Origin of the sequence: Streptomyces sp. NBC_00250 (assembly GCF_036192275.1) — a bacterium.
Lineage (GTDB): Bacteria > Actinomycetota > Actinomycetes > Streptomycetales > Streptomycetaceae > Streptomyces.
Genome location: NZ_CP108088.1, coordinates 1178517 through 1202492 on the forward strand (window position 1 = coordinate 1178517; position 23976 = coordinate 1202492).

General features: G+C 70.3%; 21 protein-coding genes and 2 pseudogenes. 15 read left to right on the plus strand and 8 right to left on the minus strand.

Annotation, left to right across the window (positions count from 1 at the left end; translation table 11 throughout):
• Window positions 1-1071: 1071 nt before the first annotated feature.
• Window positions 1072-1500 (minus strand): response regulator transcription factor, encoded by a 429-nt coding sequence (locus tag OG259_RS05175; RefSeq protein ID WP_328941101.1) that lies wholly within the window; start codon window positions 1498-1500, stop codon window positions 1072-1074.
• Here OG259_RS05175 and OG259_RS05180 point away from each other — a divergent pair.
• Both OG259_RS05180 and OG259_RS05185 read left to right on the plus strand, forming a co-directional pair.
• Window positions 1470-1677: pseudogene (locus OG259_RS05180) on the plus strand (glycosyltransferase); the annotation flags it as partial. The gene OG259_RS05175 and the pseudogene OG259_RS05180 overlap by 31 nt on opposite strands.
• Window position 1678: 1 nt before the next feature.
• A pseudogene (locus OG259_RS05185) lies at window positions 1679-2154 on the plus strand (serine hydrolase); the annotation flags it as partial.
• Window positions 2155-2354: 200 nt separating this feature from the next.
• Here OG259_RS05185 and OG259_RS05190 read toward each other — a convergent pair.
• The 4 genes from OG259_RS05190 to OG259_RS05205 all read right to left on the minus strand — a co-directional run bounded on the left by OG259_RS05190 (window position 2355) and on the right by OG259_RS05205 (window position 4354).
• A complete protein-coding gene (locus OG259_RS05190; RefSeq protein WP_024757207.1) occupies window positions 2355-2651 on the minus strand; it encodes a DUF2188 domain-containing protein in 297 nt (98 codons plus the stop codon).
• Between the two features lie 118 nt (window positions 2652-2769).
• On the minus strand, window positions 2770-3891 hold the full coding sequence (locus tag OG259_RS05195; protein ID WP_328941102.1) for a glutamate--cysteine ligase: 1122 nt from the start codon (window positions 3889-3891) through the stop codon (window positions 2770-2772).
• Window positions 3892-3980: 89 nt separating this feature from the next.
• Window positions 3981-4154: a CsbD family protein gene (locus tag OG259_RS05200; protein ID WP_328941103.1), complete on the minus strand. Its 174-nt coding sequence runs from the start codon at window positions 4152-4154 to the stop codon at window positions 3981-3983.
• A gap of 41 nt (window positions 4155-4195) precedes the next feature.
• Window positions 4196-4354 carry a hypothetical protein gene (locus tag OG259_RS05205; protein WP_328941104.1) on the minus strand — a complete coding sequence of 53 codons (159 nt, stop codon included), beginning with the start codon at window positions 4352-4354 and terminating at the stop codon, window positions 4196-4198.
• Between the two features lie 419 nt (window positions 4355-4773).
• Here OG259_RS05205 and OG259_RS05210 point away from each other — a divergent pair, with 419 nt between their 5' ends.
• The 5 genes from OG259_RS05210 to OG259_RS05230 all read left to right on the plus strand — a co-directional run bounded on the left by OG259_RS05210 (window position 4774) and on the right by OG259_RS05230 (window position 7529).
• Window positions 4774-5433: a HemK2/MTQ2 family protein methyltransferase gene (locus OG259_RS05210; protein ID WP_328941105.1), complete on the plus strand. Its 660-nt coding sequence runs from the start codon at window positions 4774-4776 to the stop codon at window positions 5431-5433.
• Window positions 5434-5518: 85 nt separating this feature from the next.
• Window positions 5519-5743 carry a CDGSH iron-sulfur domain-containing protein gene (locus tag OG259_RS05215; protein WP_079037864.1) on the plus strand — a complete coding sequence of 75 codons (225 nt, stop codon included), beginning with the start codon at window positions 5519-5521 and terminating at the stop codon, window positions 5741-5743.
• Window positions 5740-6786, plus strand: coding sequence for an iron-containing redox enzyme family protein (locus OG259_RS05220; protein ID WP_328941106.1), 1047 nt, complete (start codon window positions 5740-5742; stop codon window positions 6784-6786). Before OG259_RS05215 ends, OG259_RS05220 begins: the two co-directional genes overlap by 4 nt.
• Window positions 6783-7268 (plus strand): flavin reductase family protein, encoded by a 486-nt coding sequence (locus OG259_RS05225; RefSeq protein ID WP_328941107.1) that lies wholly within the window; start codon window positions 6783-6785, stop codon window positions 7266-7268. The genes OG259_RS05220 and OG259_RS05225 overlap by 4 nt, the downstream gene beginning before the upstream one ends.
• 105 nt (window positions 7269-7373) lie before the next feature.
• Window positions 7374-7529 (plus strand): DUF6131 family protein, encoded by a 156-nt coding sequence (locus OG259_RS05230; RefSeq protein WP_099054363.1) that lies wholly within the window; start codon window positions 7374-7376, stop codon window positions 7527-7529.
• Between the two features lie 312 nt (window positions 7530-7841).
• Here OG259_RS05230 and OG259_RS05235 read toward each other — a convergent pair whose 3' ends face one another.
• Window positions 7842-9464 (minus strand): phospholipase D family protein, encoded by a 1623-nt coding sequence (locus OG259_RS05235; RefSeq protein ID WP_328941108.1) that lies wholly within the window; start codon window positions 9462-9464, stop codon window positions 7842-7844.
• A gap of 396 nt (window positions 9465-9860) precedes the next feature.
• On the opposite strand from OG259_RS05235, the gene OG259_RS05240 reads away from it, so the two are divergent.
• Window positions 9861-10256, plus strand: a complete 396-nt coding sequence (locus OG259_RS05240; protein ID WP_328941109.1) for a low affinity iron permease family protein — start codon at window positions 9861-9863, stop codon at window positions 10254-10256.
• Between the two features lie 262 nt (window positions 10257-10518).
• Here OG259_RS05240 and OG259_RS05245 read toward each other — a convergent pair whose 3' ends face one another.
• Entirely contained in the window at window positions 10519-11700 is a 1182-nt protein-coding gene (locus OG259_RS05245) for a TetR/AcrR family transcriptional regulator (RefSeq protein WP_328941110.1), read from the minus strand.
• 162 nt (window positions 11701-11862) lie between these two features.
• On the opposite strand from OG259_RS05245, the gene OG259_RS05250 reads away from it, so the two are divergent.
• The 7 genes from OG259_RS05250 to OG259_RS05280 all read left to right on the plus strand — a co-directional run bounded on the left by OG259_RS05250 (window position 11863) and on the right by OG259_RS05280 (window position 22835).
• Entirely contained in the window at window positions 11863-13122 is a 1260-nt protein-coding gene (locus OG259_RS05250; RefSeq protein WP_328941111.1) for an MFS transporter, read from the plus strand.
• A gap of 30 nt (window positions 13123-13152) precedes the next feature.
• Complete coding sequence (locus OG259_RS05255; RefSeq protein ID WP_328941112.1) at window positions 13153-16230, plus strand: glycoside hydrolase family 2 TIM barrel-domain containing protein; 3078 nt, start codon at window positions 13153-13155, stop codon at window positions 16228-16230.
• Window positions 16223-17692, plus strand: a complete 1470-nt coding sequence (locus OG259_RS05260; RefSeq protein ID WP_328941113.1) for a sulfatase-like hydrolase/transferase — start codon at window positions 16223-16225, stop codon at window positions 17690-17692. Before OG259_RS05255 ends, OG259_RS05260 begins: the two co-directional genes overlap by 8 nt.
• 107 nt (window positions 17693-17799) lie before the next feature.
• Window positions 17800-19473 (plus strand): FAD-binding dehydrogenase, encoded by a 1674-nt coding sequence (locus OG259_RS05265; protein WP_328941114.1) that lies wholly within the window; start codon window positions 17800-17802, stop codon window positions 19471-19473.
• A gap of 49 nt (window positions 19474-19522) precedes the next feature.
• Complete coding sequence (locus tag OG259_RS05270) at window positions 19523-20476, plus strand: formylglycine-generating enzyme family protein (RefSeq protein ID WP_443051917.1); 954 nt, start codon at window positions 19523-19525, stop codon at window positions 20474-20476.
• Window positions 20477-20517: 41 nt separating this feature from the next.
• Window positions 20518-22083 carry a sulfatase family protein gene (locus tag OG259_RS05275; RefSeq protein ID WP_328941116.1) on the plus strand — a complete coding sequence of 522 codons (1566 nt, stop codon included), beginning with the start codon at window positions 20518-20520 and terminating at the stop codon, window positions 22081-22083.
• A 230-nt stretch (window positions 22084-22313) separates the two neighbouring features.
• The gene (locus OG259_RS05280; RefSeq protein WP_328947000.1) at window positions 22314-22835 is read left to right on the plus strand and encodes a glycoside hydrolase family 3 N-terminal domain-containing protein; all 522 of its coding nucleotides are present in this window, start codon (window positions 22314-22316) and stop codon (window positions 22833-22835) included.
• Between the two features lie 128 nt (window positions 22836-22963).
• Here OG259_RS05280 and OG259_RS05285 read toward each other — a convergent pair whose 3' ends face one another.
• On the minus strand, window positions 22964-23929 hold the full coding sequence (locus tag OG259_RS05285) for a pirin family protein (RefSeq protein WP_328941117.1): 966 nt from the start codon (window positions 23927-23929) through the stop codon (window positions 22964-22966).
• Window positions 23930-23976: the final 47 nt, after the last annotated feature.

Sequence of the window (23976 nt, forward strand, 5' to 3'; positions counted from 1 at the left end):
CACCTCCAGGGTTCCGCACCGGCCGGGGATCGGCTCGGGTGTGTCCGGGCAGGGACCGGACACGAACCGCGCCGGAGCACCACCCGGCGGGGGCCATGGGAGGGCTGACGACGCGGCGCTGCTCGGTGTCGGAGCGACGGCACCCAGGAAGGCGAGGCCCGCTGCGGCAACGGCCGCCCAGGTGCGCGCGTCCCCGGGGCGTCGCCGCGCGTGGTGGCGTTCCCCCCGTTTCCGTACGTGCCGGGCGTTCCCCCGAACGGCCGGTACGCGGCCCGTTCTGTCGTCCTGTCCCGTCATGATCCCGTCTCTCCCGCGTGGTTGACCCTCTCGACCGTCCCGGCCGGGACGATGCCGTCCGGCTCGGCCCGCTGCCGCGTGGTTCGAGCGGGCACCGCCGTGGACCAGCCTGAATTCGCGGCGGGAGGTCCACCACCGGTGGGGTCCACTCGGAGCAGCCGGGCGCGACGGGCGGCATCCGGCGGGGTGTCGACCGCGCTCCTGCCGACCGGGGGTCCCCCGTGGAGGGCCGCCGCCCGTGGCCGCTGGGTTCGACTGCGGGGGCGCAACGCGCTCACGCGCACGAGGGCGTGGTCTCGGCAGCGGAAACGTCGCCGCCCACCACTTCGATGGCAGTTCAGGTGGGGTTGCGCGTAGGGGCCCGCTCGCGACGACCCGCCTGCGGCCCCACAGCAAGGGCCGGGACCACCGCCGCCTCACCTGTACGGTTTCGCCGGTCCACCTCCGCTCACGCGGAGAGGACCGGCCTCGTCGACGGCGGGGGCGACGTGCGTCGGGGTGGAAGCTGCTGCACCCAACCCGGACTTGACGATCGGTCAGCAAGGCGGCGAAGGCCGGCCCTGCCGCGCGATCCCCGTTCCGGGTATCGGCCGACGGAAAGACATCAAAGGGGCCCCGGAGCTGGGCTATCGAGGTCCCCTCAGACGCTGGGGAGAATCCGGGGAGAACCGGAGCCGCCAACCGCGGCTCGCCCGCGCCACCGGGCCAACCGCCGTCCAGCTGGCCGCACCACCGCGTGCCCCGGAGAAGATCTGACGCACGCTGCGGCAGAGGTCATCCGCCCGCGAACTCCACTCGGACCAGCCCCTCCCTCAGGGCGATCGCCGCAGCTCGGACACGGCTGTCGCATCCGAGCTTGTCGAAGATGTGCACGATGTGCGTGATGACGGTGCGGACGCTGAGCACGAGCCGGGCGGCTATCTCGGGGTTGGAGTAGCCGTGGGCGACGATCAGGCCCAGGACATCGAGCTCGCGCGGGGTGAGGCCGTACGGGACGCGGAAGGGCCGCTCCGCGAGCACGGCGCAGGCGGGTGCGCCGTCGATCGACGGGACGGAGCGAATCAGATGCAGATCCCTCCATTGGCCTGTGCGGTCCTGCCACAGGGTTCCGCGGTGGGCCTCGCCCGAGGACGGGAACTCCTGAGCGAGGCCCCATGCGCGGTTCCGCGCCCATGGGTCTCGTCGCAGTCGAAGCCAAGGCATGCGGGCTCCCCGTCCTCTACCAACCCGTTCCCGGCCTCACCGAGGCACTGAGCGGCAACCGGCCTCGCGACCGACTTCGCCGACCCGCACGCCGTCGCTCGTGAACTCGACCGCCTCCGCACCAGCCCCGGCCTCCTGCCAGCGCTCCGCACGGCCGGCGCCACCAACGCGGCCCGCTCTGGCCCAGGTCACCACCCACGAGCTCCTGACCCACACGGCCGGCCTCCCTCTGCGTGCCAACCTCAAGAACCTTTACGGCACGACCCCCAGGACATCCGCGACGGCGTCCTTCACGAGGCCCTCCACCGCGACCCCAGCCAGGCCGTCGAGTACACCGACCGTGCTGCCCTGATCCTCGGCTACCTGGCCGAGTACCTCGCCGGCCAACCCCTCGACCACATTGCCGCAAGCTGGATCTGGGAACCCCTCCGTATGGCCGAGACCCGCTTCGGCCCCCTGCCCGCAGACACGACCGCCCGCTGCGCCCCCACCGAACTCGACGAGGAATCCGGCACCCACCTCAAGGGCGCCGCCCACGACTTCTCTGCCCGTCTTCTCGGAGGCACCTGCGGAATCGCCGGCACTTTCTCCACCCTCACCGACCTCAGCCGCTTCCTCCAGCACATGCTTGAGCGACATCGAGCGCCGGCCCAGCGTGCAGGTCCGGCTCGACCGCGAGACCCACATGCTGTTCGCCGCCGGGCGGTGCTGCAGACCACCCGGTGATCACCTCGGCCGCACCGCTCGCCGAGGTGACCCGCTTCAGGATGAATGGCGCCGCGCTCCAGTGGACGCCCGCCCCGGTCCGGCATGCCGCACGGCGGCGACCAGGACAGGAAGCGCGCAGGGATGCCCTAGAAGAGGCCCCCGCGTTCCCCTGCTCTGCGTCCGCGTTCGTCGGGGGATGTCACGGGGGCGTCGCCGTAGGTGTAGGCGGTTCTGATGTGCCCGTCGCGGGCATGGACGACGACCTGTGCGGGGGTGTGCTCCTTGGCGTGCCGGCGTGCGGCGTCGAGCGCGTCCTTCTGTGTCCTGTGCGGTTCGTGCAGCAGCCGGCGGCCTTCTCTGCCCTCGACCTGCCACTTCACCCCCGCGGCCGCCGCCCGCTCGCCGGACGGTGCGACGTGGTAGACGGTCCGTTTCGCTGCCATGATCCTTCTCCTCGCCTTCCAGGCGGACGCCCGGCGCCGGAGCGTCGCCGCCCGCTACGAAGCCGGCCTCGTGGCCTGGGGCTTCCTGGCGCCCGCCTCCTTCGTCGGTTCTGGCATCTCAGGCTCGGGAGTCGCTCGTGATACGCGCGCACTGGGTGACCACCGAGGCGAGACTGCCATGCGTACGCAGGAGCTCGCGCTGGATGCGAGCCCCATTGCCCCCTTCCAGCAGACCGGCGACGCCTTCGCGGACCCGTTCGTCGTCGCCGCTCTCGACCAAGGCGTCCCTAGCATGGGCGTACAGCGCCTGGACGACCTCCGCCGCCGACGCCTCCCTCATGGTTTCGGGATGGAGGAGGGGGCCGTCCACACCCGAACGGCCGGCCTGCCATGCCGCCAGCCGCAACAGGTCCGTGCTGACGCGGGAGGGCGGATCTCCTTCGCGCCAAGCCTTGGCGGCGGTCTCGACGAGGGCGCGCACCAAGGCGGCGAGGAGTACGGGCGTCGACGCTTCGAGGCACACGTCCGCCACTCTGACTTCCACCGTGGGGTAGGTGGCCGACAGCCGGGCGTCGAAGTAGATCATCCCCTCGTCGCGCAGGACTCCGGTGTCGAGCATGGCACGGACCTGCTCGTGGTAGCGATCGGCGGAGCCGAAGACGTCCATCGGGCCGGCCGAGGGCAGCCTGTTCCACACCCGGCTGCGATAACTCGCGTACTTGCTGTCCTGCCCCTGCCAGAAGGGCGAGTTCGCGCTCATCGCGGTCAGAACGGAAAGCCAGGGCCGGATCCTGTCCAGTACGGCGACACCTTCCTCGTCGGACTCGACCGAGACGTGGACGTGGCAGCCGCAGGTGAGTTGCTCCTGCGCGGTCAGGCCGAACTGTTCGCCCAGCCATGCGTATCGCTTGCCGGCGTTCAGCGAGGGCCGGGCGGGTAGCGGCGAGGTGGCGAGGGCCGCCACGAGGGCGCCTGCGGACGCGGCGTGCCGACCGGCCTCGGCGCGGCACCGGGTGACTTCGTCCCCGAGTTCGCCCATCTCCGTCACCGGTTTGGTGGCGAACTCCAGCTGTTCCTTCTGCAGTTCCTTCTCGAAGGCGTGTCCTGGCGCGCCATCACCGCGCGGCCGCTGCCCTGCGGACCGGTCCGCAGCCGCGAGGACAGCACCGGCCAGAGCGAGGGGCTCCCCACTGCGGGCATGCACGAGAAGCAGCTCTTCTTCCACGCCCACGCTTCTCATTCAGCCACCGCCGTTCGCCCCTCTCCACAAGCGGGAACGCGCCGTCTCACATGGGCGCCTCCTCGACCACGACTCACGCCGCCGGCGGATCAGCCCTTGAAGACGTCCTTGACCTTCTCCTTGGCCTGGCGGGCGTTCCCCTTCGCCTTCTCGGCACGCCCCTCGGCGGTCAGGCGTTCGTTGCCCACCGCACGGCCCGCCGTCTCCTTGACCTTGCCCTTGGCCTGCTCGGCCTTGGCCCGACCCTTCTCCTTGCCCGACATGATCGACCACTTCCCTAACAAACTAGGACTACCCGTACATATTAGTTCTGACTGGGCATGCCCATCGAGAAACCTGAGGAAGCACCGTTCCGCACCACCGTGCCGAACGAGAGACCCAACACGGCGAGCCGGGCGATGCCGAACGCCGTCGTCGTCCGCCACACCTGACCGGACAGAGCGAACAACCGCTCGATTCCCACCTGGCCACCTGGCCACCCCCGAGACCGTCCCCGAGGCGCTGCCCGAGCCCGTTCCCGCCACCCGTACCCGCAATTTCCCTCCTCACAATTCCCGCATGGACACCGCGGAGGTTGCGGGCCCGCGCCAGCGCCTCCGCCCACGCCCCGACAGGTGATGCGGACGCACCGAGCAAGCGGACGACGTAGCTCCGCGCAACAATGGAGCAGTGTCCTGACACGAAGGAGTCCCCTCCCGTATGTCGGCGGCCGAGCAAGGCAGGCAACCCCGTTCCCTCCGAGTCGAGTCGCAGGAAACGGCGGACGCCGGTGAGGGGTCGCGATCCCGGACACTCGTCCCCTCGTCATCGACGACGTTTCCCACCCCGACGGCCCCAGAGATCCGGAGGCTCATGGTGCCCACTACGGCTCTGAGCTTCGGCATGCCTCCCAGACGGCTCATCGCCCTGCCTGGCGTCTATCGCCCGCAGGCCGACACCTGGCTCCTCGCGGAGGCTCTCTCCCACGAACGGATGGACGCCGACACCGACGTGCTGGACATCGGCACCGGAACAGGTGCTCTCGCCCTGTCCGCAGCGCGTACCGGGGCCCGGGTCGAAGCGGTCGACGTCTCGTGGCCCGCGGTCATCGCGGCCGGCCTGAACGCCTTCCGGCAGGGACTGCCACTGAGAGTGATGCACGGCGATTTCGCGACCCGTACCCAGGGCCGACGCTTCGACGTCGTCCTCACCAACCCGCCCTACGTTCCCTCGGCGCGACCCCGGCCGCCGCCGCACGGGGCGGCCCGCGCCTGGGACGCCGGCCCCCACGGGCGGAGAGTCATCGACCGCGTCTGCGCGTGTGCGCCGGCCTTGCTGCGACCCGGCGGGGTCCTGCTGATGGTGCACTCCGGGATGTGCGGTCCACCGGCCACCGTGGCCCGTCTGGAAGCGGGCGGGCTGGCCGCCGAGGTGACGGCGCGTACCTCGGTCCCGTGGGGTCCGGTACTGCGTGCGCGGCGGACCTGGCTGCGGAGGCAGGGCCTGGCGGGCGACGGCGCCGAGCGCGAGGAACTGGTGATCATCCGTGCCGCGCACCCCTGACGGTGTGGCGCCGTGCGCCATCACCGCGGCGGCCGCCGAAGCACCCTCCGCCACGGCCCCGTCGGCCACCTCCGCGACCGCCCCGATCCCCTCACGTCCCGCCCGCCGGATCGCCATCGACCCGCAGGGCCCGATCCTGATCGAGGGCCCGGTGGAGATCGTGCTGGCCGACGGAACTCTCGCCCGATCCGATCGGTTCATGGTCGCGGTCTGCATGTGCCGCCGCAGCCGTGCGTATCCCTGGTGCGACACCAGCCACCGATCCCGCGAGCGAGCCGTCGCGCCCACCGAGGACGGGAGACCCCGATGACCCCTCCCAGCCCGAGCGCCCCGGACACCACCACCGGCCCCCGCCTCGCCGCCGCGCGGGGCGACCTGTCGAGCGCCGTGGAGAGAGCCTTGCGGACCGACCGGCCACCCGCGTACACCGAGGCCAGCATCCGAAGAGCGGACCCTTGGGGAGAAGACCTCCAGCTCGCGCTGTACCTGCTGTACGAACTCCACTACCGGGGCTTCGAGGGTGTCGAAGACGATCGCGAATGGGACCCGGACCTGCTCCGTCTGCGGCAGGAGTCGGAATCCCTGTTCCTCGACGCGCTGCGCGCCACACTCACCGGTGGGCCCCGATCCGTCGAGGAAGCCTTCGCCCCGCTGCTCGTCGAACAGGTGAATCCGTCCGACAGCGTCACCCACTACCTGGAAACCGAGGGCGATCTGTGGCAGCTGCGCGAGTACGCCGCCCTGCGCTCCCTCTACCACCTCAAGGAGGCGGACCCGCACGCCTGGGTCATCCCGAGGCTGACCGGCCGAGCCAAGGCCGCGATGGTGGCCGTCGAGTACGACGAGTTCGGCGCCGGTCACCCCGAACGCATTCACGCGCAGCTCTTCGCGGACCTCATGACCGACCTCGACCTGGATCCGACCTACGGCCACTACCTGGACCACGCCCCCGCCCCGCTGCTCGCCACGGTCAATCTGATGTCCCTCTTCGGACTCCACCGGGCCCTGCGCGGAGCCCTGGTCGGCCACTTCGCCTGTGTCGAGGTCACCTCGCCTCCCGGCTCCCGAAGGCTCGCCAAGGCCATGCGCCGCTGCGGCGCGGGGCCCGCCGCCGAGCACTTCTACGCAGAGCACGTCGAAGCCGACGCCGTCCACGAACAGGTCGTACGGCGTGAGGTCATCGGCGGCCTCCTCGCCGACGAACCCGCACTGGAGCCGGACATCGCCTTCGGGTGCGAGGCCACCGTCCTGCTCGAGAACGAACTCGGCGCCCACATCCGCGAAGCCTGGAGGTCGGGGCGCTCAGCGCTCCGCAGTCCCCTGCTGCCTACGGAGCCGAGGAGCCGAACGTGACCGGCCTCGACGGCTTCACCGACGTGCTCGACTACCCGATGTACGCCGTCACGGCGGCAGCACACGGCGAGCAGGGCGGCTGCCTGGTGGGCTTCGCGTCACCATGCTCGATCGAGCCGCCCCGTTTCATGGTGTGGATCTCCACCGCCAACCGCACCTACCGCATCGCACGCCACGCCTCCCACCTCGCCGTACACGCCCTGCGCCGCGACCAGAAACAGGTCGCCGAGCTGTTCGGCGGGCGGACCGGCGACGACATCGACAAGTTCGGCAGGGTGGCCTGGCGGCCGGGAGAAGGCGGAGCGCCGGTACTGGACGACTCCTGCGCCTGGCTCGTGGGCCGGGTACAGGGCATCGTCGACGGAGGAGATCATGTCGGCTTCCTGCTCGCCCCCGTCGCGCAGAGCCCACCCGGCCCCGCAAGGCCGCCGCTGCTCCGGTTGAGTGACGTCGCCGACCTCTCACCAGGACACCCGGCCTGAGATCACGGTGCCGGACCGTCCCCGGCCGAAGCTCCGGTCCCGGAAGCCACGAGCGGAAGTGACGCCTACGCTGAGAGGGAATCGTCAGCGGAATCGGAGGACACCATGATTGTCCTCGGCATCATCTTGCTCGTGATCGGCCTCGTGGCCGGCATCGGTATTCTCTGGACCATCGGGATCATCCTCGTGGTCATCGGCGCCATCCTCTGGATCCTCGGCGCGGTCGGTCACGAGGTCGGCGGACGCCGGCACTACTGGTAGACAGCCTGCTGCGCCCTTGGCGCGGTCACGGACCGCCTCGCCCGCTTCCCGGGCCGTGCCCTCCATCTGGTCCGTCTCGCCTTCCGACTCCGGGCGCTTATGCCCGTCGCCTTCCGGCGGCTTCCTTCAGCTTGCCGTTCGACTTCTCCGCACTCTTGGCAGCCATGGCGGGACTGCTCCCTTCCGGCGGATCGGTTCCATCGGTCACGCCGGCCCCGCACCGGGAATCCCGCCCGTCGACGGAACGTCGTGATGAGGGCATGGGGCCGTGACGGCCTACGCCTTCCTCCCCGAGCCGGCGGAACGACTCGTTCAGAACGTGTTGCGGCGCCGCAGCCCCAGCGGACGGCCGTCCGGATCGACCAGGACGTGGTGCAGGGGGGTCGACAGCGCCCTCTGTGCCCCGGAGAGGTCCGGGGCTGTGTACCGGCGCAGACGGCCCGCCGGCCGCGGACCACGGCGGCCGCCTTCGTGCCACGCGTCGAGCACGGCGGCAGCCTCCTCGAAGGCACCGAAGGCGGTCGCCGGGTCACACAGCACGTCGGGGTCCGCCGCCTGCTGCCCCTCGGCCCCCTGCACGTCGAGGTGCTCGCGCATGAGCCCCAGGCGCAGCTCCCGGGCGAAGACGCGTGCACCGTCTCCCAGTCCTCCGGGGTCGCGTGGCCACCGAGAGTCCGGGCGCTCATCGACGACGGCGCAGCTGAGTTCGGAGTCGTGGGTCCACGAGCGGAGGTTGATGTTGTCGGAGCCCACGGAGGCCCACACGTCATCGATCACGCACACCTTGGCGTGCACGTACACGGGGGTCCCGGCATGGTTCTCCAGTCCGTACACCGCGACCCTGTCGCCGCCCGCGCGACGCAGCTCGTCCAGGGCGGTGACCCGGCCGACCAGGTTCATGGGCCGGGTGAGCCGGCCGTCCTGCTCCGGGACCGTGGGGATGACTCCGATCATCAGCAGTCCGGGGTGCCTGGACAGGGCCCGCGCGAAGCAGGCCACGACCTTCGGCGACCACAGGTACTGGTCCTCGACGTAGATCAGTGCCCGGGCCCGGCGCAGCGCCTTGAGGTACCCCCGTGCGATGCTCCGCTCCCCGTCGGGGGCGAAGGGGTACCCGAGCAGCAGTCGGTTCGGATACGTGCGCAGCAGCTGCACGGTGTGTGTGCCGCACGGAGCGGGATCGGCGACCTGCGGCGGCAGGCTGTCCGCGTCGGTGTCCTCCCGGTGCATCAGCGCGCGTAGGCGGGTGACCGGGCTGCGGCTGAGCGGGGCGGGGTCCTGCCATCGTTCGCGGAAAACTGCTTCGACATCCCCGACGACCGGGCCGCGCAGGGCGAGCTGGACGTCGTGCCACGGTGGGTGCGGACCGTAGGCGGAGGCCATGGGCAGGGACTGGCGGTCGCCGCGGTGGGTGTCATCATCGTTGCGGTTGCGGCAGAGATCGATTCCTCCGACGTACGCCACGTCCAACTCCGGGCGGCCGGGGTGACGCAGCACCACCATCTTCTGGTGGTGCGAGCCGCCGGGCCGTACCCGCATGTCGAGCAGGCACTCGCCGCCCGCCTCCTCGATCTCCTTGCCGAAGCGGCGGTTCTCCTCCTGGCTGAACCGGAGACCGTCCAGGTGGGACCGCCAGAGCAGCCCCTTGACGACGACGTGTCGCCTTGCCGCCCGGCACAGGACCGATCCGATCTCGGTACCCTCCCCGGCGAGCCGCTCCTCGGGATCGCCGCGCCAGTCGGTGAACAGAAGCAGGTCACCCGAGCGCATCTCGCGGATGGCCGCCAGGAGTTCCCCGAAGTACGCGGCGCCGTGGACCAGGGCGTGTGCCTGATTCCCGTCGGACCAGACCTTCCCGTCCGGGCGGCGGCTGTCCAGGCGCGTCGCGGTATTGCCGCGTTCACCGGGGGCCAGCAGCCACTCTGCGCGCGTCACGTCGGCCCTCCAAGGTGCTCCCGCCACCGGCTGTGGCAGGCGGGGGATGCCTCATCCCGTTCGGCTCTCCCGAGCCTCGTCGGCACCCTCACCTTTCAGCGTCCCACTCCGGGGCGGCCTGCGGCTCACGCTGCCGGACGGTGTGCGCGCGGTGGCGGACCGGAGCGGATCACCCGTGCGACAGGCCGGGCACACACTGCGGGCACACTGGGGGCGCAGCCCGCACGGTAGGCGATCTCGCCCTTCCTGCCCATGACCCGGGTCGCTGCGTCGCGCGGGCGGGTGACCGGGGCGTACGTGTGCGTCCCGCTGCGGTGGGTGGAAGCCCTCCAGAGGGTCTATCTCTGTGCGCACTGGCAGGATGCGGTCCACGTCCTCCTGCGGTGCTCACGGAGTATGACCCTGCAGCACCCTTCGGAACGAGGAAGCAAAGGGCGAGGCCAGTTCGAACGCCTCGCGGAGCGAGCGTCGAATCTGACGAGCTCCCCTCTGTTCTTCTCGTTCTGCCTGCTGCTCGTCGGAGCCTTCATCGTGATCCATGCCGCGGGTTTGTCACTGAGCTGGCAGCTTCTTGTCGGGGACACCATGGTGTCGGTGACCCTGCTGCTGTTGGCGCTCCTCAAGAACGCCGAGCGGCGGGCAGACCGTGCTGTCCAGCGCAAGCTCGACGCGATTGCGCTGGCACTGTTGGAGGAACACCGACGTACTACTGGTGAGGTATTCGACTCTCTCGAGGAGGCCATCGGTGATGCTCATCGCCTTCATATGACAATGATGCGGGGAACTCAGTAGGCGGCATCGTAGCCGCAGTCTCCGACGAGAATCGATGCGGGTGATCTCCTCGCCCTGCCCCAACGAGCCTCTGACCAGCATTTTTTGCATCCAAGCGAGCTCTGGGGAGACTCCGGGGAGAAACGACTGGCCTTACGGGTACGTCAGCCTCATGTCGGAGCAACGCGGGTTGCCGCTCGGCGGCATCTACGGGACCTGACGGCGTCGGGCTACATCACGGACAGTGCGATCAGCGAAGGGCGGGGGGGCCAGGGACTCCCACTCAGGCGGCTGCGGTCAGCAGCTGTGCGCGCCGTTCGTGGGACACGTTGTCGGCGAAGAGCTCGTTGAGCGCATGCAACAGCCTCTCGGGGATGTGGAGTTCGCTTTCGTACGAGGCATGGAGTTGCAGCCCGTCCCACAGCGCGATGAACCAGGCGGCCTCGGCGCGGGGGTTCAGATCGGGTCTGATCAGTCTCTGGGTCTGCAGTGAGTGGAGTTCGCTGGTGAGCGCGTCGAGGACGCGGGCGTAGCGGCTCGCGAAATGGGCGTGCGCGGGGTGGCCAGGGTCGATGGATTCGCACAGCAGCGCGGAGTAGAGCCGTACGCGGTCGGGGACCGTTTCGTTGTATACGGCCCTGCGGTAGACGTTGGCGACCTTGTCGTAGGCGGTGACGGGAGTCAGGTAGGCCGTGTCCGCGTCGCGGTCGCGGCGATTGAGGATCGCCGCGAGGAGAGTTTCCTTGGAGTCGAAGTAGTACAGCAGGGTGCTGTGGTTCAGGCCGATGCCGGTGGCGATGGAGCGCAGACTGGTGGCTCGGTACCCGTGCTGGGCAAAGGCTGTCGACGCGGCGTCGAGGATCTCCTGTGTGCGGTCGTCCGATGCCGGTCGGCGATCGCTGGGCACGTGTGGCCGGCCGCTGGAGATCTTGGGGATCCAGTCGGCGGAGGCGCGCGTCCCTGACGTGCAGCGGCGGCCGCCGAGGTGAGCGTGTGTCACCTCGGCCGGGGAGATCTGATCGGGCAGGTAGGCGCTGAGGATCCGGAGGCCGTCCTGAGTGGCGACGTACTCGAGCGCCGAGCCCTCCTGCGCCGAGTCGACGGCGCTCCGTCGCTCGCGGCGGGTGCGCAGTGCGTCCGCGACGAAGGAGTGAGCGGGGTGGTCCGGCCCTGCGGCTTCTCCCAGCAGGGTGAGGTGGAGGCGGATGAGGTCGTCGCCGCTGGGCCCGGTCCGCCCTGCCGCTTCCGTGCGACTCCGCCAGCGTTCCAGCAGGGCTCGGAGCACATCCTCCTTCGAGGCGTAGTGCCGAAGGATCCCCGCGTGGGTCATGCCGATGTTCTTGGCCAGGGCGCGCAGCGTCGTGGCGGCATATCCACCGGCGGCGAAGGTCTCCTCGGCCGCGTCCAGGATCTGCTCGCGCCGCGCGACGCCCCTGCGGGACGGTGTGCCGCTGACGTGGGGCACGGCGGCTCCCCCTTCTCGACGGTCGGTGACTCGGCGTGTCCGAGGCTAACAGTCAGATGTTTGTAACCAAGTGGTTGACGTTTGTTACCAGGTGGTCAATCGTAGGCGGAGCAGACACCGGCAGGCGTGGAGCACTTCCCGCCAATGACCGAGAGGCATGGCATGACACAGACGTCATCGGCCGTGAAAGCCCCCGATCCAGAGACACGCACCCGCGTCGACCGCAGGCTCGCGGCATCACTCGGCTTCGCTCAGTTCGGCTCTTTCCTGGTATGGGGGGCTGCTCCCACGGTGTTGCTCGCGCGGCACCTGGAGGAGATCGACCCGGCCAACAAGGAGGCCAACCTCGCGCTCGTGATCACGGTGGGCGCGGTGGTCTCGGTCTTCGCACAGCCGGTGTGGGGCCTGTTCTCGGACCGCTCACGCAGTCGGTTCGGCCGACGCGCGCCCTACATCCTGGCGGGTGCGTTCCTGGGTGCGGCCGGCCTGATCGCGACGGCCCTGTCGCACACGGTGATGACCGTGATCGTCTCGTGGTGTGTCGTGCAGGCCGCCGTGACCGGCGGCAACGGCGTCCTGGTCGCGATACTTCCCGACCGGGTTCCGGTCGCGGTGCGCGGCACCGTGTCCGCGGTGCTCGGCTTCGGCAGCATGGCCGGAATCCTCGGCGGGCAGGTACTCGCATCCGCGCTGGTCCCGCACGGAATGCTGCTGACGTACGGGTGCGTCGCCGGCGTGCTCGTCCTCACGGCTGTGGTGTTCGTCATCGCGTGCCCCGACCCGGCCGCGCCGAGACGGGAGCGGTCCCGTCTGTCGCTCGCCGACCTGGTGCACGTGGTCTGGGTGAATCCGCGCCGGCATCCCGACTTCGCGTGGGCGGTCGTCAGCCGCATGTTCCTCCTGCTCGGCTACCACACGGTGGGCGCCTACCAGTTGTACATCCTCCAGGACTACGCGGGGCTGGGACGGGACGAGGCCCTCGCGGCCATTCCGACCGTGGGGCTCATCAGCCTCTCGGCCGGTCTGGTGGCGGTCCTCGTCTGCGGCCGCCTGTCGGACCGGCTGAACCGGCGCAAGCCGTTCGTCGCCGTCTCCACGGCGGTCATCGGGCTGGGTCTCGGGATGCCCTTCCTTATGCCCTCTCTGAACGGCGTCCTCATCTACGCGGCGCTCGCCGGCCTCGGCTTCGGCTGCTACCAGACCGTCGACACCGCACTCATCTCCGAGGTGCTCCCCTCGCAGGAGGACGCGGCCAAGGACCTCGGCGTGGCCAGCCTCGCCAGCCACGTGCCCCACGTCCTCGCCCCGGTACTGGCCGGACTGGTCGTCGTCCACTTCGGCTACCGGCCCCTGTTCGCGATGGCGTTCACGCTGTCGCTCCTCGGGGTCCTGTGCGTCCTGCCCATCAAGTCCGTCCGCTGAACCGTCCCGCTGAACGTCCCGAGAGAACCCATGCACCCCTGGAACACTCCTGAACTGGTCTCCCGCGGCCGGGAGCCCCTCCACGCCCTGACCCACCACGACCGGCTCGACCTCGCCGGCACCTGGGACTTCCAGCTGCTGTCCGCACCTGACGTCGCACCGCTCGACGCCTGGCGTCCGCTGAACGTCCCCGGCGCCTGGACCATGCAGGACACCGGCGATCTGCCGCACTACACCAACGTACGGATGCCGTTCTCCACGCATCCGCCGCAACCGCCGGCCCACAACCCCACCGGTCTCCACCGACGCGGCTTCGACCTCCCCACCGCGTGGGAGGGCCGCCGGATCGTCCTCCACGTCGGGGCGGCCGAGAGCGTCCTCCTCGTCCGGGTCAACGGCCAGGACGTCGGCATGAGCAAGGACAGTCACCTCGCCGCCGAGTTCGACATCACGGGCGCCGTGCGCCCGGGGAGCAACGAGCTGCTTCTCACGGTCGTCAAGTACTCCGACGCCAGCTTCATCGAGGACCAGGACCAGTGGTGGCACGGCGGCATCACCCGCGACGTGTACCTCTACAGCACGCCCCCCACCTACCTCGCCGACGTCCACGCGATCGCCGACTACGACCCCGCCACCGGCGACGGCACCCTCACCCTCCGCGTGGACACCGCCGGCCCGGCAGCCGGTCTGCCCGACGAGCCGCTGCGGGTACGAGTGCGGGCCGCCGGTCAGCAGGGCGAGCAGGCGGTTCCCGTACGGCAGCAGGGCGAGATGCCCAGGTCGCTGCCGCCGGAACTCGCCGACGTCGACGTCTTCGGCCTGTTCTGCGCCGCTGCGGCCGGACTTCCCGTCCCCGAGCCGCTCGTCGACGTGCCGCGACACATCCACGCCGCCATGTTCCCCCCGCCTGCCGGGCGCGTCACCCTCACCTTCGCCGTGCCGCAGGTCGCGGCGTGGAGCGCCGAGGCACCCGCCCTGCACGACGTCACGGTCGACCTTCTCGGCAGCGACGACCGGGTCGTCGACTCGACCCGGCTGCGCGTCGGTTTCCGGCGGGTCGAGGTGCGCGGACAGGACTTCCTCGTCAACGGGCGCCGGGTGTGGATCCAGGGCGTCAACCGGCACGACTTCCACCCGCGGACCGGACGCACCCTCACCCGCGAGCAGATCGCCGGCGAACTCGCCCTCCTCAAGCGGTTCAACATCAACGCGATCCGCGCCGCCCACTACCCCAACCAGCCCGAGCTCCTCGACCTCGCCGACGAGTACGGCTTCTACGTCTTCGACGAGGCGAACATCGAGGCCCACGACTTCGCCACCACCCTGTGCGACGACCCCCGCTATCTGTCCGCCTTCCTCGACCGCGTCTCACGGATGGTGCTGCGCGACAAGAACCACCCCAGCGTCGTCGCCTGGTCGCTCGGCAACGAGAGCGGCAGTGGGACCAACCACGACGCCGCGGCCGCCTGGGTGCGCTCCTACGACCCCAGCCGTCCCCTCCACTACGAAGGGGCCGTCCGCAGCGACTGGCACACCGGCCACCACCAGACCGACATCGTCTGCCCGATGTACCCGACCATCGAGGCCATCCAGGGGTACGCCCGGCACCCGCGTGCCGACCGGCCCTTGATCATGTGCGAGTACCAGCACGCCATGGGCAACTCCAACGGCTCCTTCGCCGACTACTGGGACGTCATCCGCTCCACCCCCGGCCTGCAGGGCGGCTTCATCTGGGAGCTGTGGGACCACGGCCTCGACCCGGACGGCGACGGACGCTACCGCTACGGCGGCGACTTCGGGGACGAACCCAACGACGGGAACTTCTGCGCCGACGGTCTCCTCTTCCCCGACGGCACCCCTCACCCCGCGATGTACGAGGTACGGCACACCTTCGCACCCGTACACGTCACCTCGACGGCCGAGCAGGCCCGGGCCGGGTTCCTGGAACTCGCCAGCACCCGCCACTTCGCTCACCTGGACGACCTCTGCTTCACCGCCCGGGTCGTCACCGCCACCGGGACAGGCCCCGAAGTCCCGCTCGACGTACCCGCCGTCCCACCGCAGGGCAGCGCCCGCGTCCCGCTGCCGGACACCATCACCACCGCTCTGAAGGACGGCCAGGACGGTCCTGTCCTCGCCCTGCGCCTTCACGTCACCACCGCACTCGCGACGACATGGGCGCCCGCCGGCACCGAGATCGCCGTCCAGCAGGTGCTGCTCGAAGAGCCCCGCTACTCCCCCACCGCGACGTCCCCTCACCCCGTACCCGACGCGGAAGGTGCCGTACGGCTCGACGCCTCCGGCCTGCTCGTCCACCCGCTGCTCGCCGAAGCCCCACGCCTCAGCTTCTGGCGCGCGCTCACCGACAACGACAACGGCCGCCTCGTCCGCCCCCGCCTGGACGCCACCGGACTGGCACGGGTCACCCGGCAGCTCGTCTCCGTCGACGTCGCCGACCCGGACAAGGAAGCGACCGTCCGTGCCCGGTACACGACCGCCCACGGTCACGAGATCGAACACCTCCAGGTCATCACTCAGGAGACGCCAGGGCGACTCCGCTTCGACGAACACGTCCTGGTACCCGCCGAGGTGACCGACCTGCCCCGCCTCGGCGTCGTCCTCGCCACCCGGCCCGGATTCGAGACCGTGCGGTGGACCGGCGACGGCCCCCACGAGACCTATCCCGACCGGCGCGCCTCCGCCCTCACCGGCACCTGGACCTCCACGGTCGGCGACCTCGCCGTGCCGTACCTGAGCCCCCAGGAGAACGGCGGCCGCGCCGGCACCGTGAGCGCCGGGCTCATAGGCGCCGACGGCACCACGTTGGTACTCGGCTTCGACCGGCCCTGCCAGTTCAACGCCTCCCACCACACGGTCGCCGACCTCACCGCCGTCCGCCACGTCTGGGAACTCACCCCCAGGCCGCAGACCTTCGTCCACTTCGACGTGGCGCACCGCGGGCTCGGCACGGCCTCGGTCGGACCCGACGCCCTGCCCCGATACCGCGTCGGACCGGGCCGCCACAGCTGGACCTGGTGGCTCGAAACACCCGACACGACCGACGCCACCACCCCGCTCCCCGAGAAAGGCCGATCCTCCCATGCGTGAACGCCCCAACTTCGTCGTCTTCGTCCCCGACCAGCTGCGCGCCGACGCCATCGGGGCCTTCGGCAACCCACATGTCCGCACCCCGAACATCGACGCGCTGGCGGCCCGAGGCACCCGCTTCACCAACGCCTACGCCCAGAACCCGATCTGCGCCCCCAGCCGGGCGTCGATCATGACCGGGCTCTACCCCCACACCACGGGCCACCGCACGCAGACCCACCTGGTCAAGCCGTGGGAGCCCAATCTGCTGCGGATCCTCAAGGAGTCCGGGTACCACGTCACCTGGGCGGGCATGCGCGGAGACCTGTTCGCCCCGGGCGTCACCGAACTCAGCGTGAACGAGCACGGATTCGCCGCACTCCCCACCGTCCACCCGCACGCGGGCAACACACCGGAGGAGTGGCCGGGCGGCGACGTGTGGGCCAGGATCTTCTACCGCGGCCAGGTACCGGACGACGGCAGGACCGACCTGGACGAGGCGACGATCCGCACGGCCGAGCAGTGGCTCAGCAGTCCGCCCGACACCCCGTGGGTTCTCTTCGTCCCGATCCTCGCTCCCCATCCGCCGTTCGAGGTGGCCGAGCCCTGGTTCTCGATGTACGACAGGGAGACGCTCCCCGCACCGCTCGAGCCGGCGGAGACGACGGCCGGGGAACCCGCCTACATGGAGGCGATCAGAAAGCGCTACGGACTCGACCGGGTCACCCCTGAACTGTGGCAGGAGGTCGTCGCCACCTACTACGGCATGGTCTCCCGCATGGACGACCACCTCGGCCGTGTCATGGCGCAGGTCGACGACGCGGACACCGTCACCCTGTTCTTCACGGACCACGGCGAGTACCTCGGCGACCACGGTCTCGTCGAGAAGTGGCCCACCTCCTTCCATCCCTGCATCACGCGCAATCCGCTGATCATCTCCGGCGGGGGCCTGCCGGCGGGCCAGGAGTCGTCCGCCATGGTGGAACTCGTCGACATCCTGCCCACCGTCCTGGAAATGGCCGACATCTCCGCACCGCACCGCCACTTCGGACGCAGCCTGCTGCCCGTGCTGAAGGACCCCGGCACCGAGCACCGCGCCTTCGCCTTCACCGAAGGCGGCTTCACCACGGCCGAGCGGCACCAGCTCGAGCCCGGCAGATTCCCCTACGACCTGCGCACCCAACTCGCCTCGGACGAGCCGACGCTGGTCGGCAAGGCGTACGCCGTCCGCGACCAGGAGTGGACGTATGTCTGGAGGCTGTACGAGTCTCCCGAGCTCTACGACCGCGTCGACGACCCCGGAGAGCGCCGCAACCTCGCCGGACTCCCCGCCCACCGAGAGGTCGAACAGCGGATGCACCAGGCCCTGTTCACCTGGCTGGTCGAGACCACCGACACCATCCCCTCGGCCACCGATCCCCGGCTGCCCGGCGTCGAACTGCCCGCGCCCGCACCGGCACCGGCACGGACCGAGCCGCGCTGACGCGGACCGGACGTCCCCGGACGGACCGGACCCGACCCGCCCGACCCGCCCGACCCGACTCGGCCACAGAAGCTGATCGCGAACCACAGAAACGGAGAACAGAAAGCATGGACGCCGACGTCATCGTCGTCGGGGCCGGACTCGCCGGCCTGGTGGCCGCCCATGAACTGACCAGCCGAGGCCGGAAGGTCGCCCTTGTCGACCAGGAGGGCCCGAACAACCTCGGCGGGCAGGCGTACTGGTCCTTCGGCGGGCTGTTCCTCGTCGACTCGCCCGAACAACGACGCCTGCGCGTCAAGGACTCCCTCGACCTCGCGTGGAGCGACTGGCAGGGCAGCGCGGGCTTCGACCGGCTCGACGACGAGGACGCCTGGGCGGTTCGCTGGGCGCGCGCCTACGTCGAGTTCGCCGCAGGGGAGAAGCGGCCTTGGCTCACCGGCCACGGCATCCGCTTCCTTCCCACTGTCGGCTGGGCCGAGCGCGGCGGCCTGCGGGCCGGCGGCCACGGCAACTCCGTCCCCCGTTTCCATGTCACCTGGGGCACCGGCACCGGCATCGTCGAGCCTTTCGCCGGCTCCGCCCAGCAGGCGGCCTCGGCCGGCCTGCTCACCTTCCACCATCGCCACCGCGTCGACGAACTCGTCGTCGAAGGAGGCACCGTGTCGGGGGTGCGTGGGCAGCACCTGGCCGACGACCCGGCCCCGCGCGGGGTCACCACCAGCCGGGAGACGACGGGCCCGTTCGAACTCACCGCCCAGGCCGTCATCCTCACCACCGGCGGCATCGGCGCCGACCACGACCTCGTACGACAGCACTGGCCCGAACGGCTCGGCACGCCACCGACACAGATGGTGACCGGCGTGCCCGCCTACGTGGACGGACGGATGCTCGACATCAGCGCCCGCGCCGGCGCCCGGCTCGTCAACCGCGACCGCATGTGGCACTACACCGAGGGGCTGCGGAACTGGGACCCCGTCTGGCCCGGACACGGCATCCGGATCCTGCCCGGCCCCTCCCCCCTGTGGTTCGACGCCCTCGGCCGCCGCCTGCCCGACCCGTGTCTGCCCGGCTACGACACCCTGGGCACCCTGCGGCACCTGCGCACGACCCCCGACATCGCCGCACACGACCACTCCTGGTTCATCCTCACCCAGAGGATCATCGAGAAGGAGTTCGCCCTCTCCGGATCCGAACAGAACCCGGACATCACCGCCAAGGACCGGGCGGCGTTCCTGCGCACCCGCCTGTTCGGCAAGGGCGCCCCCGGCCCCGTCGCCGCGTTCATGGAGCACGGCGCCGACTTCGTCGTCGCGAACACACTCGACGAACTCGTCGGCGGGATGAACGAGCTCACCGACCGGCCGCTCCTCGACTCCGATCACATCCGGCGGCAGATCGAGGCCCGCGACCTCCAGATCGCCAACCCCTACAGCAAGGACGCCCAGATCCAGGGCATCCACAACGCCCGCCGCTACCTCGGCGACCGCCTGGGCCGCGCGACCGTCCCCCACCGCATCCTCGACCCGGCGGCCGGCCCGCTGATCGGCGTGAAGCTGCACGTTCTGACCCGTAAGACCCTCGGCGGCATCCAGACCGACCTCGACTCGCGAGCGCTCGGCCCTGGCGGCCGACCCGTCACCGGCCTCTTCGCGGCAGGCGAGGTCGCCGGCTTCGGCGGCGGAGGCGTCCACGGCTACAACGCCCTCGAAGGCACCTTCCTCGGCGGCTGCCTCTTCAGCGGCCGCCAAGCCGGCCGCGCCGCCGCCGCGGCCGTCTGCTGACGCCCGTACGCACCACCAGACCCATGCCCAGCCCCCAACAGGAGGTTCCATGTCCGCTTGCTGCACTCCGTCAGGCGGCGCACGCTCCATGCCGATGCCGGTCACCGCGACGGGCGTGGGAGCGTCGGGCCACGACCGGGCGGAGATGATCCCGCTCTCCGGCGGCGAGTTCCTCATGGGCACGGACGACAGCGAGGGATACCCGGAGGACGGCGAGGGCCCTGTCCGCAAGGTCCGTGTCTCGCCGTTCCTGATCGACGCCCACGCGGTGAGCAACGACCGGTTCGAAGCCTTCGTCGCGGCCACCGGCTACCGTACGGAGGCCGAACGTATCGGGTGGTCGTACGTCTTCGCCGGGTTCCTGCCCGCGGCCCTGCGCCGTGTTTCGCCCAGGCCCGAAGCCACGCCGTGGTGGTGCGGGGTGACGGGAGCGGACTGGCGGTCCCCGGAGGGACCGGGCAGTTCCCTGCGAGGCCGTGGTGACCACCCGGTCGTGCACGTCTCGTGGAACGACGCACAGGCGTACTGCACCTGGGCAGGCAAGAGGCTGCCCACCGAAGCCGAATGGGAGTACGCCGCGCGCGGCGGCCTGGAGCAGCGCCGTTACCCCTGGGGGGACGAACTCGACCCGGACGGCACGTTCCGCTGCAACATCTGGCGCGGGCAGTTCCCGTCCAGGAACACCGCGGCCGACGGCTACCGCGGCACCTGCCCGGTGGACGCCTTCCAGCCCAACGGCCACGGCCTGTACAACATGGCCGGCAACGTGTGGGAGTGGTGCTCCGACTGGTGGTCGACCGGCCATGGCACCACCGCGCCCCTCGTTGATCCACAGGGCCCCGCGACGGGTACCTCAAAGGCCATGCGGGGCGGCTCCCACATGTGCCACGCGTCGTACTGCAACCGCTATCGCGTCGCCGCCCGCACGGCCAACGCCGTCGACGCCTCGGGCGGGAACACGGGTTTCCGCTGTGTGCGGACCCTCGCCGCCCACGATGCCTGACTCATCGACACCTCCCGAACATCCACAGCCAGGAGTTTCCCTTGCGCATCATCTACGTGGACGTGGACACGCTCCGCGCCGACCACACCACCCCCTACGGCTATCACCGTCCGACCACTCCGAACCTCCAGAAGCTCGCCGACAAGTCGGTCGTCTTCGACCGCTACTACTGCTCCGACTCACCGTGCCTGCCCTCCCGGGCCGCGCTGACGAGCGGCCAGTTCGGCATCACCAACGGAGTGATCGGCCACTACGGCGCCGACGCACAGTTCCGCCTCGAAGCGGGACACGGCCCCGAGCCGCACCGGCCGCTCCTCGGCCAATGGCTCGGATGGGGCGACCACTACACCGCCTCGATCTCCGTCTTCGCCGAACGCCACCGCGCGTACTTCTTCCACGGCAACTTCCGCGAGTCGATCCGCGCCAGCGCCAACTGGGGCGACGAGGAGGCCCCCGACATCAACGGAGCGGCCGTCGACTGGCTGCGCCGGCACAAGGACGAGGAGAACTGGTACCTCCACCTCACCTACTGGGAGCCGCACACCAACTACACCCAGCCCGCCGAGTGGACCGAGAAGATGGCAGCCTCCGGGCCCGTGCAGGCGTGGCCCGACGAGGAGACCATCGCCGCGCACGCCGAGATCTACGGGCCGCGCAGCGCCCTGGACCTCCACCACTCGCTGAAGAACCCCCGAGGCACCTCCCCGGTGCCCCACAACATGCCCGACGCGGTCGCCTCACGGGCCGACTTCGAGCACCTGGTCAACGGCTTCGACGGAGCCATCAGCTACTGGGACCACTACTTCGGGCAGCTCATGGACACCCTGGAGGAGCTGGGCATCGCCGGCGACACCGCCGTGATCGTCAGCGCCGACCACGGAGAGTCCTTCGGCGAGCTGGGCATGTACGCCGAGCACGGCATGGCCAGCGAACCCGTCCACCGGCTCCCCCTCGTCGTCTACTGGCCCGGCCTCACGGACGAACTTCCCGACGAGGCCCGCCACAACGACGCGCTCCTCTACAACATCGACCTGGCCCCGACCCTCGCCGAACTCATCGGCCTGGACAAGCCCGCCGGATGGCAGGGCACCTCCTTCGCCCCCGCCCTGCGCGGCGAACGGATCGACTCCCGCGAGTACCTGGTCCTCGGCCACGGCGCCATGACGTACCAGCGGGCCGTCCGGACCCGCGACCACCTCTACATCCGCACCTACCACCCAGGCACCTTCCGCACCGAGTGGGAACAGCTCTTCCACCTCACCGAGGACCCCTACCTCACCCACAACCTCATCGACGAGGAGCAGGAACTCGCCACTCTGATGCGTTCCCATCTCGCCGAATGGTGGAACGAGTACGCCGGCCGGCCCGGCTGCCTGCCCGACCCCATGCAGGCCAACCTCCAGACCGGACCCATCTACTACAGCCAGCCCGGTCCCTACGCCCAGCACCTCAGGGACACCGGCCGCGCCCACCTGGCCGACCACCTGGAGCAGCGACTCGCCACCCTCTCCGTACCGGTCCCCTGGCACGCCCCCCACGAGCCCCGCTCACCGGAGATCCTCCAGGGGTGGCTAGCCCACTTCGGACGGCGAGCAGCCGCGACCTGAGGCGCGGGCCCCGGCCCCCTTCCTCGCCCGCGTCCCGCTCATCACGTCCCGACCTCTGGAAGCCCTCATGAACGCACCTCCGGCATCCCCGGCGCGGCCCTCTCGCCGGCAGAACAGGCGGCGCTCACCTCGGGCGGCAGTCGCTGAACCACCACGCCCGTACGAGACGTGGTCCGAGCGCTGACCTCTCGGACGGCCCCCACGGGATCCAGCGTCCGGGAGGCGATGCCATCGAGGCTGTCGTCTCGCGCCACAGCCTCCCGGCCACCTGCTTCCCGCCCGCCGTCACCCTCGGCTCCTCCTTGGACCCGGAACTCGCGCACCGCGTCGGCGCGGCCGTGGCACGCGAGGCTTCGGCCCTCGGTGTCTCCGTGGTGCTCGGCCCAGGCATCAACATCAAGCGCAGTCCACTGTGCGGACGGAACTTCGAGCACTTCTCCACGCAGGATCTCCGCCACCCTCAGCGCGGTCCACCAGTCCTCGTACCGGATACCCGCCTTGTCTGCCGGCCCACCGACAACCCCACGTGCATCAATTCCCCAGGACACGACAGCAGACTCCTCACCCGCAGGAGCCAGCAACCAAATGAGCCTATTCGCTCCGCTGTCGTCCGTAATCCGGCATGCGGAAGTGCACCACGATGCTCATCGGCGAGAACACGGCACACAGCTCGGCAAGCCGCGACGACGTCACCTCGCTGGCACGGAGACGGCCGTGGCGCTGGCGCCGGCGTCACCGCCGACGAGCCGTAGAAGCACGCCGCATCGGCTGCGCCGCTGGTAGGGGCTGCGAAACCACCCCTCCCAGTGGCACACCGAAAGCAGGAGACATGGTCGAGCGAACCTTCTTCTGGGATCGCCCACGAGGAGAAAGGCGCAGGTCAGCGCACCCGCCCCCGGGCCTTCAGGTGGGCCGCCGGGACCTCCGGTGCGTCCAGCCGGTCTCCGTCGTAGCCCTTCACCTCGCCGAAGCGGTCGCTCGTCATCCACTCCTCGCGGGCCTTGCGGATCTCCTCGTCCGTGCGGCCCACGAAGTTCCACCACATGACGATCTCCTCCTCGAAGGGCTCGCCGCCGAGGAGCATCAGGCCGGCGTCGGAGACCGCGCGGAGGGGCAGCTCGGTGCGGCCGCAGCCCAGGTAGAGCATGGAGCCGGGGAGGACCGGGACGCCGTCGACATGGGCCTCGCCGGACATGGCCAGGACGGCGTACTCGAAGTCGGGGTCCAGGGGGAGGTTCGTCTCGGTGCCGGCCGTGAGCGCGAGATCGGCGCCGACGATCGGGGTGTACGTCGTGCCGGGCGAGATCGCGCCGTCGAGCTCGCCGAGGATGACCGTGGCCGTGAGGCCCGCGGTGGTGATCCGGGGCAGGTCGGCATGGTGCTGGAAGTGCGGCTCCACATGGCGGTGGGTGTCGGGGAGGGCCACCCAGAGCTGGGCGCCGTGGAGGAAGCGGGCGTGCGAGGTGGGGCTCTCCTCCGAGTGGGAGATGCCCCGGCCCGAGGTCATCAGGCCCAGTTCGCGCGGCCGGACGGTCTGAAGGCCGCCGGTGGAGTCCCGGTGCAGGACCTCTCCGTCGTGGAGCCAGCTGACGGTCTGGAGTCCCATGTGCGGGTGCGGCGGAACCTGCATGCCCGGTTCGTCGGCGATGTCGTCAGGCCCGTAGTGATCCACGAAGGCCCAGGCTCCGACCATCCGGCGGCCCAGGTTGGGGAGCAGTCGGCGGACCTCGGTCGACTCTCCGAGCTGAACGTGGCGGGGGCTGAGGAGTTCCCGTACCGGCTCGGCGACGACGAATCCGCGACCGCCGCACACGGTCAGCGCGGCCTGGCGATCAAGATTGCTCATGCTCAACCTGTTCCTGTCCGGAGAGAGTGACCATAGTGGAATGTTCA

Excerpts from the sequence above, each read along its gene's own strand:
- OG259_RS05175 (WP_328941101.1), bottom strand. The coding sequence starts at position 1,500 with ATGCCTTGGCTTCGACTGCGACGAGACCCATGGGCGCGGAACCGCGCA.
- OG259_RS05190 (WP_024757207.1), bottom strand. The coding sequence starts at position 2,651 with ATGGCAGCGAAACGGACCGTCTACCACGTCGCACCGTCCGGCGAGCGG.
- OG259_RS05195 (WP_328941102.1), bottom strand. The coding sequence starts at position 3,891 with ATGAGAAGCGTGGGCGTGGAAGAAGAGCTGCTTCTCGTGCATGCCCGC.
- OG259_RS05200 (WP_328941103.1), bottom strand. The coding sequence starts at position 4,154 with ATGTCGGGCAAGGAGAAGGGTCGGGCCAAGGCCGAGCAGGCCAAGGGC.
- OG259_RS05210 (WP_328941105.1), top strand. The coding sequence starts at position 4,774 with ATGCCTCCCAGACGGCTCATCGCCCTGCCTGGCGTCTATCGCCCGCAG.
- OG259_RS05220 (WP_328941106.1), top strand. The coding sequence starts at position 5,740 with ATGACCCCTCCCAGCCCGAGCGCCCCGGACACCACCACCGGCCCCCGC.
- OG259_RS05230 (WP_099054363.1), top strand. The coding sequence starts at position 7,374 with ATGATTGTCCTCGGCATCATCTTGCTCGTGATCGGCCTCGTGGCCGGC.
- OG259_RS05240 (WP_328941109.1), top strand. The coding sequence starts at position 9,861 with ATGACCCTGCAGCACCCTTCGGAACGAGGAAGCAAAGGGCGAGGCCAG.
- OG259_RS05250 (WP_328941111.1), top strand. The coding sequence starts at position 11,863 with ATGACACAGACGTCATCGGCCGTGAAAGCCCCCGATCCAGAGACACGC.
- OG259_RS05255 (WP_328941112.1), top strand. The coding sequence starts at position 13,153 with ATGCACCCCTGGAACACTCCTGAACTGGTCTCCCGCGGCCGGGAGCCC.
- OG259_RS05260 (WP_328941113.1), top strand. The coding sequence starts at position 16,223 with ATGCGTGAACGCCCCAACTTCGTCGTCTTCGTCCCCGACCAGCTGCGC.
- OG259_RS05265 (WP_328941114.1), top strand. The coding sequence starts at position 17,800 with ATGGACGCCGACGTCATCGTCGTCGGGGCCGGACTCGCCGGCCTGGTG.
- OG259_RS05270 (WP_443051917.1), top strand. The coding sequence starts at position 19,523 with ATGTCCGCTTGCTGCACTCCGTCAGGCGGCGCACGCTCCATGCCGATG.
- OG259_RS05285 (WP_328941117.1), bottom strand. The coding sequence starts at position 23,929 with ATGAGCAATCTTGATCGCCAGGCCGCGCTGACCGTGTGCGGCGGTCGC.